At 60.7% G+C, this 14,813-nt stretch carries 15 protein-coding genes and 1 tRNA gene; 11 read left to right on the top strand and 5 right to left on the bottom strand.

Annotated features, from left to right (window positions below):
* Positions 1 to 71: 71 nt before the first annotated feature.
* Positions 72 to 812 (bottom strand): tetratricopeptide repeat protein, encoded by a 741-nt coding sequence (locus ACO06P_RS03430; protein ID WP_420348607.1) that lies wholly within the window; start codon positions 810 to 812, stop codon positions 72 to 74.
* A gap of 15 nt (positions 813 to 827) precedes the next feature.
* Between ACO06P_RS03430 and ACO06P_RS03425 the strand changes: the two genes are divergently transcribed.
* From ACO06P_RS03425 to ACO06P_RS03385, 9 genes are all read left to right on the top strand, one after another.
* Positions 828 to 1,034 carry a hypothetical protein gene (locus tag ACO06P_RS03425; RefSeq protein ID WP_420348606.1) on the top strand — a complete coding sequence of 69 codons (207 nt, stop codon included), beginning with the start codon at positions 828 to 830 and terminating at the stop codon, positions 1,032 to 1,034.
* A gap of 338 nt (positions 1,035 to 1,372) precedes the next feature.
* Positions 1,373 to 3,547 carry a hypothetical protein gene (locus ACO06P_RS03420; RefSeq protein ID WP_420348605.1) on the top strand — a complete coding sequence of 725 codons (2,175 nt, stop codon included), beginning with the start codon at positions 1,373 to 1,375 and terminating at the stop codon, positions 3,545 to 3,547.
* Complete coding sequence (locus ACO06P_RS03415) at positions 3,544 to 4,203, top strand: hypothetical protein (RefSeq protein ID WP_420348604.1); 660 nt, start codon at positions 3,544 to 3,546, stop codon at positions 4,201 to 4,203. The genes ACO06P_RS03420 and ACO06P_RS03415 overlap by 4 nt, the downstream gene beginning before the upstream one ends.
* Before the next feature lie 461 nt (positions 4,204 to 4,664).
* A complete protein-coding gene (locus tag ACO06P_RS03410) occupies positions 4,665 to 4,928 on the top strand; it encodes a hypothetical protein (protein WP_420348603.1) in 264 nt (87 codons plus the stop codon).
* 42 nt (positions 4,929 to 4,970) lie between these two features.
* Positions 4,971 to 5,132, top strand: coding sequence for a hypothetical protein (locus tag ACO06P_RS03405; protein WP_420348602.1), 162 nt, complete (start codon positions 4,971 to 4,973; stop codon positions 5,130 to 5,132).
* Positions 5,133 to 5,137: 5 nt separating this feature from the next.
* Positions 5,138 to 5,608 (top strand): hypothetical protein, encoded by a 471-nt coding sequence (locus ACO06P_RS03400; RefSeq protein WP_420348601.1) that lies wholly within the window; start codon positions 5,138 to 5,140, stop codon positions 5,606 to 5,608.
* 479 nt (positions 5,609 to 6,087) lie between these two features.
* Positions 6,088 to 6,180 (top strand) — tRNA-Ser (locus ACO06P_RS03395).
* A 522-nt stretch (positions 6,181 to 6,702) separates the two neighbouring features.
* Positions 6,703 to 8,307, top strand: a complete 1,605-nt coding sequence (locus ACO06P_RS03390) for a peptidoglycan DD-metalloendopeptidase family protein (protein ID WP_420348600.1) — start codon at positions 6,703 to 6,705, stop codon at positions 8,305 to 8,307.
* Complete coding sequence (locus ACO06P_RS03385) at positions 8,291 to 8,785, top strand: bactofilin family protein (protein ID WP_420348599.1); 495 nt, start codon at positions 8,291 to 8,293, stop codon at positions 8,783 to 8,785. The genes ACO06P_RS03390 and ACO06P_RS03385 overlap by 17 nt, the downstream gene beginning before the upstream one ends.
* 22 nt (positions 8,786 to 8,807) lie before the next feature.
* Here ACO06P_RS03385 and ACO06P_RS03380 read toward each other — a convergent pair whose 3' ends face one another.
* From ACO06P_RS03380 to ACO06P_RS03370, 3 genes are all read right to left on the bottom strand, one after another.
* A complete protein-coding gene (locus tag ACO06P_RS03380; RefSeq protein ID WP_420348598.1) occupies positions 8,808 to 9,818 on the bottom strand; it encodes a threonine ammonia-lyase in 1,011 nt (336 codons plus the stop codon).
* Between the two features lie 52 nt (positions 9,819 to 9,870).
* Positions 9,871 to 10,569, bottom strand: coding sequence for a haloacid dehalogenase type II (locus tag ACO06P_RS03375; protein ID WP_420348597.1), 699 nt, complete (start codon positions 10,567 to 10,569; stop codon positions 9,871 to 9,873).
* 66 nt (positions 10,570 to 10,635) lie between these two features.
* Positions 10,636 to 12,624: a lytic transglycosylase domain-containing protein gene (locus ACO06P_RS03370; protein ID WP_420348596.1), complete on the bottom strand. Its 1,989-nt coding sequence runs from the start codon at positions 12,622 to 12,624 to the stop codon at positions 10,636 to 10,638.
* Between the two features lie 193 nt (positions 12,625 to 12,817).
* Here ACO06P_RS03370 and dapA point away from each other — a divergent pair, with 193 nt between their 5' ends.
* Together dapA and smpB are read left to right on the top strand one after the other, a co-directional pair.
* Entirely contained in the window at positions 12,818 to 13,693 is an 876-nt protein-coding gene (gene dapA, locus ACO06P_RS03365) for a 4-hydroxy-tetrahydrodipicolinate synthase (RefSeq protein ID WP_420349692.1), read from the top strand.
* A gap of 20 nt (positions 13,694 to 13,713) precedes the next feature.
* Positions 13,714 to 14,178, top strand: a complete 465-nt coding sequence (gene smpB, locus ACO06P_RS03360; protein ID WP_420348595.1) for an SsrA-binding protein SmpB — start codon at positions 13,714 to 13,716, stop codon at positions 14,176 to 14,178.
* Here smpB and ACO06P_RS03355 read toward each other — a convergent pair.
* A complete protein-coding gene (locus tag ACO06P_RS03355; RefSeq protein ID WP_420348594.1) occupies positions 14,152 to 14,799 on the bottom strand; it encodes a uracil-DNA glycosylase in 648 nt (215 codons plus the stop codon). The two genes, smpB and ACO06P_RS03355, sit on opposite strands and share 27 nt — an antisense overlap.
* Positions 14,800 to 14,813 lie beyond the last annotated feature (14 nt).

Raw genomic sequence — 14,813 nt, 5'->3', positions numbered from 1 at the left:
GCGGCGCTAGTGGACTCAATGAGGTCCCAAAGTTGGCGATGAAGCTGCTTCATGCCACCTCCTTGCGCCAGTCAGGGCGGTGGGTAGCTTGCCAGACCGTAAGCCTGCTTTAGCAGCCCCGCTCTGCGATTGATTTCTCGAAGATAAGCTTCGTCGTTCTTGCCAAAGATGTCGCAAAAAACGCCCTCCATGACGTCAAGGCGATCTGCGAAGGGTCCCATCGCCAGTGCCATCCAGATGTCGGCAATCACCGGATCTTCATCGACGCCGATCCCAAAGCAATATGCGCTGGCGATACTGACGTATGCTGAGGTAACTCCATTCACGGCTGCGCGCATGTAGAGGCTGAACGAGAGCATCTCGTTGGATTCATCTCTCCGATTTCCGGACTTCAATAGCGAGGCGGCCTCGTATTGCGCCCTGCCGTGCCCCTGATAGGCGGCCTTCAGGTAGTAAGGGAGCGCTGCGTCGAAGTCTTTGGTGACACCCTTTCCGAAGCTGTAGAGTTCGCCGATCCAGTACTGAGCATCCGCATTTCCGGCCTCTGCCAAGGGCAGCCATGCGTCGTGGGCCGCGACGAAATCGCCATTCTCGAAAGCCGTCATGCCCGCATCGAAGTCGGCTGCGGCAGGGTGCGCGTTCAACAGCAGCAGCCATAGGGCGCAGATCGCGAAAGCGGACCGCCAAAAGAAACAGAAACGGTTTCGATGTCTTTCGTTCATATCAATCTCTGAGTCTAACGCCGAAGCGTAATGATTGGTCGCTTGGTCCCGAGCCTCTTCAACTCTACCGCTGATTGCTTTGATGTTCAATATTTGTTCTCTCCAGTGACTCTGCTGACGGCGCGGTGCGAGGACCTGGGGGCCACCGTGATGGACCGGCCGGCGGCCTTTGCGGCGGTGCGGGCGAACCCGGCTTTCCTGCCCTTTGCGCTGAACACCCGCCCGGCGGCGCAAGCCGCCCTCGGCCTGACGACGGAAGTGCAACGCCTGTTGAGCCGGGAGGAGGCGGCTCTGGTCCTTCATGGCCTGTAGGCCCTGCCGGCGGAGCAGCAGGCTGCGGCCCGGGCTGTATTGCGTGAAACCCAGCGCGCGCAACGGCCGCCTCGCGGCGGAGCTCGAAGGGCGGGGCGGCGGGTCTCGCCCTGCGCCGCTTGCCCGATTTCAGTGACAGAGCTTTCTTGCCGTTGACGCGCCGCTGGTCCTGAGGGCGGCGAGGACCGAGCGAGGACCGGCTATCCGTTTCCGTCTTCGCGGCTGAACGACCCCAAGAGACCGCTTCGCGACGCGCGCGAGCCGAGCCGCCGTGCCCAGCCGAGCGTTTTCCACCCGACAATCCCCCACCCGATCAGGAGACTTGCCAGGAGCACCCCATGACCATTGCGACCACCACGGCCAAGAGCCGCTATGCCGGTGACGGCGGCACGACGGGCTTTCCCACCGGCTTCAAGTTTCTCGACGCGGCCCATGTGCGGGTGATCCTGCAGCAGGCCGACGGCAGCGAGACCCTCTGGACCGAGGGCAGCGAGTACAGCCTGAGCGGCGCCGGCGCGCCGGGCGGCGGCACCGTCACGGTCTCGACCAGCCCGACCGACCACACGCCCCAGGTGGGCGAGACCCTGTTGGTGAAGCTGGCCATCCCGCCGGAGCAGCAGACAGCCCTGCCGCTGGGCGGCGCCTTTCCCTCGACCGCCGTCGAAGGCATGGCCGACTTGGCCGCCCTGCGCGACCAGCAGTTGGAAGAGGCGCTCAGCCGTGCTGTGAAGTTCAAGGAGACGACGGCGCTGGCCGACGTGACCTTCCCGGAGCCAGAAGCGGGGAAACCAGTCGCCTGGAACGCGGCCGGAGACGGCCTGGAGAACCGGACGCGGATCGGGATGTGGCAGGGTGACTGGGCGACGGCGACGGACTATGAGGCGCTTGATATCGTTCGGGTGACTCCCGGCAATGACATCTACGTTTGCGAGGTTGTCCACAGCTCCGGTGTTTTTGCGACGGACCTGGCGGCCAACCGCTGGTCGCTCGCAATCAACGTGCAGGATGTGGAAACCGCCAGGACCGCGGCCGAGACAGCGGCGACCAGCGCGGCGAACTCCGCCTCGGCAGCATCGGCCAGCGAGACAAATGCCGCCGGCAGCGCTGCCGCAGCGGCGGGTTCGGCAACGGCGGCCGGAAGTTCGGAGACGAACGCAGCGGGCAGCGCATCGACGGCGGTGACTTCGGCCTCCAACGCGTCGAACAGCGAAACGAACGCCGCGTCCTCAGCCTCCGCGGCGGGAACGTCGGAAACCAACGCAGCCGCCAGCGCGGCAACTGCCTCAAGCTCGGCGTTGAACGCAGCGGCGAGCGAGACCAATGCTGCGTCTTCCGCAGCTGCGGCGGCCACATCGGAAACCAACGCAGCCGGCAGCGCCGCGGCGGCGGCCACCAGCGAGACGAACGCCGCGACCTTCGCGCAACTGAATACGACCAGTACGTCCTCCGTCACCATCGGCGCGGGAACGAAGGCGTTCGTGACCGCCGATGACCGGGCTTTTGTGGTCGGGCAGTTCATTCAGGTTGCGCGCACGGCGGCGCCGGCGACGCATTACATGTGGGGCCAGGTCACCGCTTGGGACGGCGTGTCCAACACACTGACGCTGAACATCGAAGTAGCGCAGGGCTCCGGTACCTTCAATGCCTGGACGGTCAGCGGCACCGGCGCACGGGGCGAACAGGGCCCGCAGGGCGATCAGGGCATTCAGGGAAACCAGGGCATACAAGGGGGTCAAGGCATCCAAGGCCCTCCTGGCAACGACGGTGCCGACGGCATCAACATCACGCCTCAGGGGGTTTACAACGCCGGCACGGTTTACGGTCCAGACGACGGGGTGGCCTTCGACGGCAGCTTCTGGCGCAGTCTGCAGGCCAGCAACCAGGGCAACACGCCGGACATTTCGCCGGTGTTCTGGGAACTGACCGTCGCGAAGGGTGATCAAGGCCCGGCGGGATCGATTGGTCAGGCCGCCGACGGGTCCGTCGCTTCTCCGACCTTCACCTTCGCCAGTGACACCAACACCGGGCTTTACCGCGTCGGCACCGACAGCCTGGGTATCGCCGCCGGAGGCGTGCAGGCAGCGATCTTTGCTGAAAGCGCCGACTCGATCACGGTCACCTTCAACGGCGCCCTGCAAATGGGCGACAACGAACTGCGCCGCGCCGTGGTCCGCGACTATGCAGTTAGGAACGATGACGGAGCATTCTCTTTAGGGGAACTCAATCTAAACTACGAGAATGGCCCGGATTTTGATTTTCAACTATCAGCCAACATCACCAACATCGATATCACGCTATGGCCGCCGTCGGGACCGCTGGGCAAGATCACACTGCAACTCCGACAACCGACAGCCGGCGCCTTCACCGTAAGCTTTGCTGGCATCGACTTCGGTGACGCTGGCGCGCCAGTGATGCCAACGGGCACCGGTGCGATCCTAGAAGTGGTGATCTGGAGCCGCGACGGTGGAACGACACTCTACGGCGCCAAGGTGTTCGAGAAGGCGGGCGTGTGATCATGGCTATCACATTTGTCGAGCAAGGTACTATAGAACAGTTGGGAGGCGGAGAGTTCATAAATGCGCTTCAAGAGAATGACATAGTGTTTATTTTTACAGCAGCTGATAACGACGAAAATCATCAAGTTCTGTTCTTATCTGATGGGTACACAGTGGAGTATCTATCACCATCGATATCCCCTCATGGAACTATTCAATATAAGATAATGGGTGCGTCGCCTGATGTGGGCATATCAAGTCCTTTTGCTGAGGGAGCTTACTGTTTTCAAATCTGGCGCGGTGTTGATCCAAGTAACCCATTTGATGTTCCTTTGGTGGACGCTTCAGGTGGCTCAGGGATGCCGAATGCTGGCTCTAATGCGTCTGTCAATGATGGTGCCCTGCATATCGCTGTTGGCATGTTGGATGATGCTGCTGTGGGAGCCTCTGTGACAGCGCCGGCTGGATACTCCAACCTTGTCACCGAAGAAATCGCTTTCAGCGAACGTGCCACTGTAATGGCAGCATCCAAGACTGTTGATCCAGCCAGCACAGAAAACCCCGCGGCCTTTGGCGGAGTGGGAACAGGTGCGTGGCGAGCTCAGCATATTATCCTTCGCCCGGCTGGTGCTGCGATTTCGCCCCAGAGTGCCCCGATACTGATGGGGCTGTAAGTGCACCCTGATTTGTCCAGCGAACAGCCTAGGACGCGGTTTCCGTCTTTAAGCGTTTCCGGCGGAAAGATGTACTCAAACATCTCGGCGCGGGACTTGCGGAGCTAGGCAGTTCCGCCCTGAATCACTCTCAACCAAAGGACATCGACCATGGCGGCATTGAGAAATGCGGCGCTCCTGGCGCTGCTCGGCTTGTTGTGTGTGACCGGCGCGGTGCAAGCGCAAGGGCCGCGGTGCGCCCCTCGGGATGCGCTCTTGGAGGCGTTGGCGGAGCGCTATGGTGAAGTTCCGATAGGCCGCGGCATCACCAATGCCGGGGGTCTGATAGAGGTTCTGGCTTCGCCCTCCGGCTCCTGGTCAATTCTCGTAACCACGCCCGGCGGTGCGACTTGCCTGGTCTCCAGCGGAGAGGGCTGGCGGCGTCTTCCGCATGCTGGCAAAGACGAGGGGCCGGCCGCTTGATGCGCTGGGTGGAACGCAGGACCGAGGATCGTTTCGCACGCGAGCAGGCGCGCGCCGCCAATCATAAGATCGATACCCACGAAGATCGCTGCAGCGAGCGCTGGCGCGAAGCCCGCGATGAACTGAAAGAGCTGCGTCAGCGCATTTTCGATACCCGCGTTGCGATGGAGCAGGGTCATCGTCGCCTGACGGGGTGGATCATCGGCGGGCAGGGTAGCGTGATCCTTCTGCTCGGCGGATTTCTGCTCTCAAGGCTGATCTGAGCCGACCGCTTCTTTCTTACCAGGACAATCAGGAGTTCCGCCATGTTCACCGCTCATGACAAGGCGGCTGCTGCCGCCATCGGCTCGGCCGTCACCTCGGTTCTCGCAGCTGTCACCAGTCTGGATTCAGAAGTGGTAGGAGCGATCGGTATTCTGGTCACCGCCGGCCTTGTGTGGCTGGTTCCAAACAAGAACACGGAGTAGCGGATATGCCCTCCTTAACTTACCAACTGCCGGCCTTGTTCGCGGCAGGTATCCTCCTGACTGCATGTTCCACCTTCGGCCCGACGGGCCAGCAGGCTCTTGAGACCGAAGACCGGCCGGTGGGTACAGAGGCTTCCTACTCCCCCTTCAACTGGTCGCCACCGAACTACGCCGGCATGACAGCCGGGCGCATTATCTATCCCGGGGAGGAAGGCGCGCCGCCGGTCGTCGCTGAATGGCTCTCCGGCAAGGAGGCGGAAGCTGCACGCATTGCCTTCACCACACCGGATGGCACCGTTATCAGCTACGATGCCTCCGGGCTTCGGGGCTTTGAGGGGCAACTCGCCCGCGCCCAGGTCGAAAGCGATCTTGCGGCACGGCTTGCTGAGCTCTGGGAAAGCGTCACCCCGGAAGTCCGCACAGGGCTTGTGGATGCCGTTTGCCTATATGTCACGAAGGCACCCTGCGGCAGTTAGCAGTTCACTACGGCCATCCCTTGGAGGCTTCTTCCAGGCGGCCATGTGTCCGTCCCGTCTGACCTGGCTGCAGACACGATGGAAGTGGAAGGACAGCACCATCACGGCTGGCGGCAACAGTGTAACGAAAGCAATCATTGCCAAGGCCGAGAACGGGGACCAGAAAAGCGGTGACATTGCGGAGACAGCCCTGCCGGTCATCGCTTCAACGCCGATAGAGATCCAGGCCGCCGCGAAGAGCCCAAGTGCTGCGAGCAGAGCCACGCAGAGTCAGAAGAGTGGCTGGGAGTGGCTGTTCAGAGCACTCCCGCCGGGAGACTGGTGAGCGCGCTCAGGGTCTTATCGGAGACGCGAGCGTCGTGGATTTGGGCCGTGGGCTGAGCAACCAGCGCCGTTCCGTACTTTTCTGCGCGAACCTGCACTTTGCGCTTGCGCGACCCCTTGGCAAGACGCTAGGAAAACTGCGCTTTTCCCGGCGAGGACAGGTGGCCGAGTGGCTGAAGGCGCTCCCCTGCTAAGGGAGTATGTGGTTAAGAGCTGCATCGAGGGTTCGAATCCCTCCCTGTCCGCCATACCCCTGACGGGTATCTGCGATCTTCTGAAATGCGATATGTCGGCTGGGGCTTCGCTCTTCCGGGCGCCTTAGCAATCCCGTCCCAAGTCTCCCCCAGACACCTTGGCTTCCTGATAGGACCTCAGAGGTCGGAAGCGCCCTATCCGTCTACAGGCTGATGGCGATTTCATTCGCACATGAAATCCATGTGACACAAGAGGCGTGTTAACTCTTGCTTAAGTTTGATCCGGCTTGATGAGCGGGCGTTTGGACGCTCTCGCGCTGTCGGTGGTGTCGCGGGCCTTAACGCATAGTTTCGAATCTACTGCCTGTGTCGATTCAACCATTGAAGAACATGGCTCTGATTCGCTTTTAAATTGCATTGTGCTGTTAAACTGAAATATTGATACTTCAATTTAATTTTTTCTGTTAATATTTTGATATTACTTTGTTTTTTCGTTCGGGCTTTTCTGGCGAGAGCTTCAGTCGCTGAAGTCTGGGCCAGCGCGTTGGATCATGTTCAGGGAGGTTGGCCCGAAGCATGCTGCAGGGCTTGAGAAAGAAGATAGCTGCAAGGGTGAGCGAGGTCTTTGTGCCGCGCGAACTGATTCTCCGTGCCCATGATCGCGTCACGGTCTTGCGGCTCTCGGTGCGCGCTCAACAAGTCTGCTTGCTTGGTGTCTTCCTGATCTTTGCTTGGACTTTGTCGGCGAGCGGCGGGTTTGTTCTGCAGGAATACACGATCGTCGGCAAAGATCGAGAAATCGAGCAGCAGAAGTTCGACTACTTTTCCCTGTTAAGCGAAGTCGCAGAATACCACGAGCAGTTTGCGCGCATTGCAGGCAATCTCGAAGACAATCAGTCGTATCTGCTTTCGGCGCTGCGCGATGGCGTGGAGGGTGAGGACGCAGTTGCCGACATCGAAGAGCGCCTGCGCAAGAGTGAGTTCGAGAGAAACAGGGTGTTGGCTGCGCGGGTGGGATTGAGCGCGAAGGCTGAAGGCTTTGACGCTGAACTCGAGCAGATCCTTGAGCGCGACCGAGCGCTGCGCGCTCGGGTTCAGTCCATGCGTGCTGTTCTGATGCAGGTCAAGCCAGACGCGGTTGAAGCAGCGGAAGTGCGCCAGATGCTGGGGCAGCGGCTGCAGGCTATGGAAAGCGAGCTGTCCGAGTCCAAAACCGCAAGACTTGAACTTGAAGCAGTAGTTGCTGACCTTCGCGCAAATATCAGTACAGCACTGGAACAGCGACACGCGACCGAAAGCGCTAGAGCACAGCTTCAAGACGAGATTGAGGTGCTTGAGTCGCAACTGAGGCTGGCAGCTGATCGCAAAGATGGACTGGATCGACAGGTTTCCGCACTGCAGCAGTCTCTGGAGACAGCGATCCACCGGGGTGATGGGCTGGCGGATGACAGATCCGTCCTGCAAAGCGAACTCGCCGATGTGCGCCAAAACATGTCGGGTCTGCGCACCGCGCAGCACAGTATTGTTCAACGCCTGCGAGACCGGACGGAACTCGGTGTCGACAGCATCGAGCGTACTGTCGCGATGACGGGCCTGAAGGTTGAGGATCTGCTGGCACGGGTTGAAGGCAGTGGCGCTTCCCAAGGCGGCCCTTTCATTGCCGGTGACTACTCGGGCGACTTTAACGGCGATGCAGAACTCGAAATTGCCCTGTCGCTTTTAGATCTGCGCCTAAATCGTTGGAATGCATTACAGAAGATAATGCGCACGCTGCCGCTTACGGTGCCGCTGGATAGCTATTCCATCAGCAGCGGATACGGCAAGCGCAAAGACCCGCTGAATGGACGTATGGCATACCATCGCGGTTTGGATTTCAGGGCGCGCATGAAGGCACCCATCTATTCGACAGCACCAGGTACGGTAACCTACGCCGGCTGGAGTGGGCCCTTTGGCCGAATGATCGAGATCGATCACGGCCATGGCATTCGAACGCGCTACGCCCACCTCAAAAAGATTCTTGTCAAATCAGGACAGTCGGTAGCTAATCGCGAGAAGATTGGTCTTGTTGGCTCTTCGGGCCGCAGCACCGGTCCACACTTGCACTACGAAGTGCGCTATAACGGCGCTCCGCTCAACCCCATGAAGTTCTTGACGGCAGGCAAGCATGTTTTCAAAGACTAAAGAGACCAGTGGTAGCCCTGAATCTGTGACGCCCACCAGCAGCACGGAGCCGAAGCGCGGCCCCGCCAACAGCGGTGTGCCTTCGATCATCAGTGCCGATTTGAAAATAACCGGCAACCTGAGAAGCGATGGCGATATCCAGGTGGATGGCTATGTCGAAGGTGACATCGACAGCGCGACCCTCACCGTCGGAGAGGGAGCCCAGGTCAAGGGCCATATCAGTTGCGATGCTGTGCGGATCTGCGGAACCATCGATGGTGCTGTGAAAGCCAAGTCGGTCGTAATGGCCAAGTCTGCCCGAGTGATCGGCGACATTATTCATGACAGCCTTGCTATCGAGGCGGGCGCTTTCATCGAAGGCAACATCAAGCGCTTGGAAGGCGCGAGCAGGTCTTCCGGCGGAGCCAGCAATGTCACGCCGGCACCGACGGCATCCAGCAGCGGAAGCAGTCAGACCAGCAAGCCTCTCGCCAGTTGAGGGCCGCTGCCGCACCGGTTCTTCAGGCTTGGTCCTGCAGAACGGTGCGGTAGAGGTCTGGGTCGACGTTGCCGCCGGACAGTGTCAAAGCCACTGTTCGGCCGGCACAGTCGATCTTGCCTGCCAAGACCGCGGCAAGACAGACCGCGCCGCCCGGCTCGAGCACCAGCTTGAGCACCCGGAAAGCATAGGCCATCGCAGCTTTGACTTCCTGGTCTGCTACGGCAAGGCCGCCACTGACAAGGGACTTGTTGGCAGCAAAGGTGAGGCTTCCCGGTTGCGGTGCCAGGAGCGCATCGCAGATTGACGCTGATGATGCGTCATTCCGCAGGATTTGTCCGGCCTCGAGGGATCGTCTTGTGTCATCGTAGTCGATCGGTTCGACTGTCATCACGGTGGCGCCCGGCAACGTACGCTCAAGGGCGATCGCGCAACCCGCAGTCAGTCCGCCACCGCCGCAGCACACCAGCAGTGTATCCGGCCTTGCGCCCAGGGCTTCCGCTTGGTGCGCGATCTCAAGACCACAGGTTCCCTGGCCTGCGATGATGCCGCCGTCATCGTAGGGTCGCACAAGAGTAGCGCCGCGCTCCCGGCAGATCCGGTCACCGATCTCTTCGCGAGAGTCTGACAGTCGATCGTAGAGTATGACTTCTGCCCCGTAAGCCTTCGTATTTCGCACCTTGATTTTCGGCGCGTCTCTCGGCATCACGATGACCGCGGGGAGATTAAGAATAGCGGCCGCGGCGGCGACGCCTTGGGCATGGTTTCCCGACGAGAAAGCCACAACCCCGTTTTTGCGCTGAGCTTCTGGAAGCTGGACTATCCTGTTAAAGGCCCCGCGAAACTTGAAAGAACCGGTTCGCTGGAGCGACTCCGCCTTGAGCAAAACCCTGCCGCCAACCAACTCGTTCAGCGCGGCGTACTCCAGCAGAGGTGTCTCTGTCGCCCAGCCACGAAGCCGATCGGCTGCGTGCAGGATGTCGTCAAAGGTCGGGACCTCATCAAACTGATTCGCGATAGCTGTGTCGGGCAAGAGGCTATCCTTCCTAGCTGCAGCAACTCTTCTTCGTGCTGTTCCTGCGGACCTAACCGATACCAAGCAGGGGCGGCAGGTCAGCGAGTGTGCTGATCGTTGCGCCCAGTTCGCCGGGCAGGCGATCCGGTTCTCTGCGAAAACGGTTTACCCATGCAACGCTGAAGCCGAAGTATGCGGCGCCGCGCGCATCCCAGCCATTGCTGGAAAGGAAGCAGATGCTCTCGCGCGACAGATCCAAGCGGTCCACGGCAAGTTGGTAGACCCGCGAGTCCGGCTTGTAGATTCCGACGTCTTCGACGGACAACACCAGATCCAGGGCCGGCTGAAGCCCGGCGGACTCGACAGCGGCGCTCAACATCCTGGGGCTTCCGTTTGAGAGTATTGCCGTCGCGAGGCCGGCGCTTTTCAACCCTCTCAGGATACCTTCCACCTCCGGATAGGCATCGAGCGTGAGGTAGAGGTCCATAAGCCTCTGATGAAGCCCTGCGCTGTTGGCCCCTGTTGCGGAAAGAGCGAAGTCCAGGCTGTCTGCGGTCACTTGCCAGAAGTCGGTGTGAGCCCCCATGAGACTGCGAAGCCAAGTATACTCGAGCTGCTTCTGACGCCAGAGCTCCGAAACCTCATCGGCTTTGTCGCCAAGTTCCTCTCCGCCATGCCGGATCGCAGAGTGCACGTCGAAAAGCGTTCCGTAGGCATCGAAAACGCAAGCCTTAATCTCTTTAAAATGAGGATCGCTATCTGATGCCACGGGAATCCTCCTTCATGCGCAGCGCGGCCGGGCTGCGACTTCAAACGCAGTGTCTTCAGGGTTTCACTAAGATCCGAGTGGAGAAACCCTGAGGGCCCAGGGCGTTTCGGTCGGGTCGCCCATCTGCCTGTAGACAACCAGTGTTTCGAGGATCCGCTGAACATAGTTGCGAGTTTCCGCAAAGGGAATTCTTTCAATCCAGAGGATCGGATCGACTGATGGTGAGCGGGGGTCTCCGAACTGTGAAATCCAACGCTCAGCGCGGGAGGGGCCGGCGTTGTAGGCTGCCAGGGCCAGAATGTACGATCCGTCAAACCGTTCCAGAAGCTGCGCGAGGTAGGCGCGACCCAGAGCGATGTTGTATTCAGGATCACTGGTCAGGCGCGCCCGGTCGTAAGCAAGCCCGATTCCGCGGGCTGTCTGCCTGGCGGTCGCCGGCATCAACTGCATGAGGCCGAGCGCGCCGACTGGGCTTCTTGCCTTCGCGTAGAACTCGCTTTCCTGGCGCATCAACGCTAGAACGAGCGCCGTCTCCGGCCCGGCCGCCCCTGAAAGCTCACGCGTCGGATAGAGCAAAGTGCCCAGATCGATCCCGCGCCGCAACGCAAGCTTGGCCGTTCGAAGGGACACTTCGTGCCGGCCCAGCGAAGCCGCCAGGTCCACGATCAGCTGAAAGTCGGCTTCTGTCTTGGCATCCTGTCGCAAGCGCGCAATGAACTGCTGTTGCAGTCTTGTTTCATCCAACTGGCCAAGGATTCTGATTGCTCGAACGAGCTCACGATCACGGAAGCTGGACATTTCGGCGGGGGGTACCGGGGCCGGCACCCTGAGACCTGCAGCGCCGCCAGAACCAATTCTCTGAGAGGCGATCTGTCCGTAGAAGGTGGTTGGATGGACCGCAGCAAGCCCATACCATCTACGCGCTTCTTCGGCCTCGCCCAGGCGGCTTTGTGCTTCGCCCGCCCAGAAAGCACCGCGTGCTCGGCTGATCGGCGAGGTGACCCCGGAATAGAGCCGCTCAAAGTGTCGCACTGCGACAGCTGGCTGGTTGGCGTAAGCCAGTGCAAGCCAGCCCGCCAACCACTCGCCCTCTGCAAATCCGAGGCCCTCGCTCTGCCCATGGCGGCTCGCAACCTGATACGCAACCGTGTATTGCGAACGATCGAGGGCGCGCCAGAATGCCCATTTGCGCAGGCGCCACCAGCTGGCCAAGTGGTCACCCTGCATTGGTGCCTTGTTCAAGATCTCAACGACGCCGTCAAAGCGGTTGCGCCTCTGACGCCACGCCGCACGCTCGTAGAGCAGGCCCTCGTCACTCTGCAGTTCCGCCGGGACCCTTCTGATGGCTGCGTCCACGCCGGGCTTGTTGCCATAGAGGGCGATCCGCGCCCGCGCAAGGTGTCGGTGTCCGCTATCGACTCGCTGGAGCTGCCGATTGGCTGCTGCTGTGCGCCGGTCCCAGAGCAGCCTCTCCAGCCGCCGTCGCTCATCTTCCGGAGTGAGAAAACCATTGAAGGAGCGGTGGAAGCGCTCCTCCTCCCTCTGATCGAAGTCGAGGGAAACCCAAAGCAGCGGCACCATTTCTCTGACTGCTGACACACGCCCCAATTGCTGCAACGCAAGACTGTAGGCCCTTGCGCCCTCGGCTGTAATCGGCGGCCGGCTGCCAAACCATGCCAGGACGCGATCCGGACCCCAGTCCTCCGGCAGTGCCGGCTCGGCGTTTCGGTAGAGTTGGAAACGCCCTGGCCATTGGGGGTTCGAGCGAAGGAAAGCCTCAACGTCAGCAAAAGCGGGATTGCTGTTGCGGCGGGTCAGGGCGATCCAGTCGACGATTTTTGCGGCCAAGGGATTGGCGCCCTGGCGCGCCAGCCGCAGACCCTCTTCCTCCCGTCCGTTTCTGACGAGTTCAATCGCATCACCGTAGAGAGCCGATTCCTCGACAGAGAGGGGAGGGGAGGGAGATTCGGCGAATACAGTTTGGGAGCAGAGGAGGATCGCGAACAGGATGCTCAGCAGGACCCCGGGCACCCCGACCAACTGATCTGACCTCATGGCGTCCCCTCTTGAAGCGATGCGTCAATGCTAGAGAGATAGAGCGCCGGAATCCAGCACTCTGGCGTCAAGCAACACGGGCTCTTCTTGCCGAGGCCAACCGCAGCGGTTATGGTCTGCCCTCACTGCGACCACCCTGGCTCGCGGGCTGTTGAACCAAGAGTTTCTAAGGGTTTTTACCATGTCGGGCCCAATGTTTTCGGGATCCATTACAGCGCTCCTCACCCCCTTTCGGGATGGCCGGGTGGACGAGGCCGCATTTCAGAGCTTCGTCGAGTGGCAGATCGTTGAAGGGACCCAAGCCCTGGTTCCTTGCGGAACGACCGGCGAGTCCCCGACCCTCAGCCATGACGAGGACATGCGGGTGACGGCCCTCTGTGTCGAGGTGGCAAAAGGGCGTGTACCGGTTATTGCCGGTACCGGATCCAACTCTACCGACGAAGCCATTCAGTTGACCGGGCACGCGAAGCAGGCCGGGGCAGACGCCGCGCTGGTGGTAACTCCCTACTACAACAAGCCGACCCAGGAGGGGCTCTACCAGCATTATCGGGCGATCCACGATGCGGTCGACATTCCGATTGTGATATACAACATCCCCGGCCGCTGCATTGTCGATATGACCGTTGAAACCATGCAGCGTCTCGCGGAACTGCCGAACATCGTGGGCGTCAAGGACGCGACAGCCGATCTGGCGCGCCCGGCGTTGACAAGGGCGGCGATTGGCGAGGATTTCGCCCAGCTTTCCGGCGAAGACGCGACGATCGTACCGTTTCTCGCGCAAGGTGGACATGGCTGTATCTCCGTCACTTCGAACGTGGCCCCTCGTCTTTGCGCCGAGCTCCATGCAGCCTGGCGACGCCGGGACTTTGACCAGGTCGACGCAGTGAACAGCCGTCTGATGCCGCTCCATAAGGCGCTTTTCGAAGAATCGAGCCCGGCACCCGTAAAGTTCGCGGCATCGCTGTTGGGCCAATGCGAGAACGAGCTTCGTTTGCCCATGATCTCCGTTCGGCCCGAAACCGAGGCCAAGGTCAAGAGCGCAATGGTTCACGCCGGGCTGCTCAACTAGACCCGAGGATCCTTCGAGCGATGACGCAGGGCGCGAAGCAGATCGCCGCCCAGAACCGACGGGCACGGCGCGACTTCCAGATCGAGGAAACGTTCGAGGCGGGCCTCGTGCTGACCGGCAGTGAGGTCAAGTCCCTGCGGGCCGGGCGCGCCTCGATCAGCGAAGCCTATGTCGGCGAGCGATCGGGGGAGTTGTTTCTGCAGGGGGCGCACATTCCGGAATACCTTGCCGCCACTTACAACAACCATCAGCCAAGACGTCTGCGCAAGCTGCTGGTCCACCGGCGAGAACTGTCCAAACTGATCGGCCAGGTGCGCAGGGAAGGCTACACCTTGGTTCCCCTTTCGATCTACTTCAACCAGAGGGGGCGGGCAAAGCTCGAAGTGGGACTTGCGAAGGGACGCCGCAAGGCCGACAAGCGAGAGAGCATCAAATCGCGCGAGTGGGAGCGACGAAAGTCAAAGCTCTTGCGGGAGCGCGGATAGGCGCTCGCGAATGCTCTCGAAGACCTGCTCGAACATCGCGACGGTCAACCGGCCGGTGTTCGTGTTGTACCTGGAGCAGTGGTAGCTATCGGCGACAACCAGCCCGCCGATGTCATGCAGACTGCCATGACCGAAAGGGAACAGGGCCTTGCGCTGGCTGAGGGTACTCATCACCGCCGCATGTGACAGTCCCCCCAAACACAGCACGACCCGAAGTCGAGGCATCTGGTGTATCTCTGCTTCCAGGAAGGGCCTGCAATTCTTACCCTCGGCGCCCGTCGGCTTGTTTTGAGGGGGAACGCAACGGACAGCATTGGTGATTCTGCAGTCTTCGAGAACGAGGCCGTCGTTGGCATTGCGGCCGTAACGCCCTTTCGCAAACCCGAACCTGCAAAGCGTCTCGTAGAGGAGGTCACCGGCATAGTCTCCGGTGAACGGCCGGCCGGTCTGGTTTGCCCCCTTGAGTCCTGGGGCCAGGCCAACGATCAACAGGCGGGCACCCAGCGGCCCGAAAGCCGGAACCGGTGCGTTGTGAAATTCCGGAAAAGCGAGCTTGTTTGCCTGTCTGAAGTCCACCAGGCGAGGGCAACGTCCGCAGTCCGGCGGAGGTTCCGAAAACATTTCTAAGTTCCGAA

It is taken from the genome of Pelagibius sp. (assembly GCF_965227505.1).
In the GTDB taxonomy this organism is placed as follows: domain Bacteria; phylum Pseudomonadota; class Alphaproteobacteria; order Kiloniellales; family Kiloniellaceae; genus Pelagibius.
Note: the sequence above shows the minus strand (reverse complement) of the source record. Positions and strands in the feature narration are given on the sequence as shown.

Excerpts from the sequence above, each read along its gene's own strand:
- dapA (WP_420349692.1), top strand. The coding sequence starts at position 12,818 with ATGTTTTCGGGATCCATTACAGCGCTCCTCACCCCCTTTCGGGATGGC.
- ACO06P_RS03400 (WP_420348601.1), top strand. The coding sequence starts at position 5,138 with ATGCCCTCCTTAACTTACCAACTGCCGGCCTTGTTCGCGGCAGGTATC.
- ACO06P_RS03355 (WP_420348594.1), bottom strand. The coding sequence starts at position 14,799 with ATGTTTTCGGAACCTCCGCCGGACTGCGGACGTTGCCCTCGCCTGGTG.
- ACO06P_RS03410 (WP_420348603.1), top strand. The coding sequence starts at position 4,665 with ATGCGCTGGGTGGAACGCAGGACCGAGGATCGTTTCGCACGCGAGCAG.
- ACO06P_RS03370 (WP_420348596.1), bottom strand. The coding sequence starts at position 12,624 with ATGAGGTCAGATCAGTTGGTCGGGGTGCCCGGGGTCCTGCTGAGCATC.
- ACO06P_RS03390 (WP_420348600.1), top strand. The coding sequence starts at position 6,703 with ATGCTGCAGGGCTTGAGAAAGAAGATAGCTGCAAGGGTGAGCGAGGTC.
- ACO06P_RS03385 (WP_420348599.1), top strand. The coding sequence starts at position 8,291 with ATGTTTTCAAAGACTAAAGAGACCAGTGGTAGCCCTGAATCTGTGACG.
- ACO06P_RS03420 (WP_420348605.1), top strand. The coding sequence starts at position 1,373 with ATGACCATTGCGACCACCACGGCCAAGAGCCGCTATGCCGGTGACGGC.
- smpB (WP_420348595.1), top strand. The coding sequence starts at position 13,714 with ATGACGCAGGGCGCGAAGCAGATCGCCGCCCAGAACCGACGGGCACGG.
- ACO06P_RS03405 (WP_420348602.1), top strand. The coding sequence starts at position 4,971 with ATGTTCACCGCTCATGACAAGGCGGCTGCTGCCGCCATCGGCTCGGCC.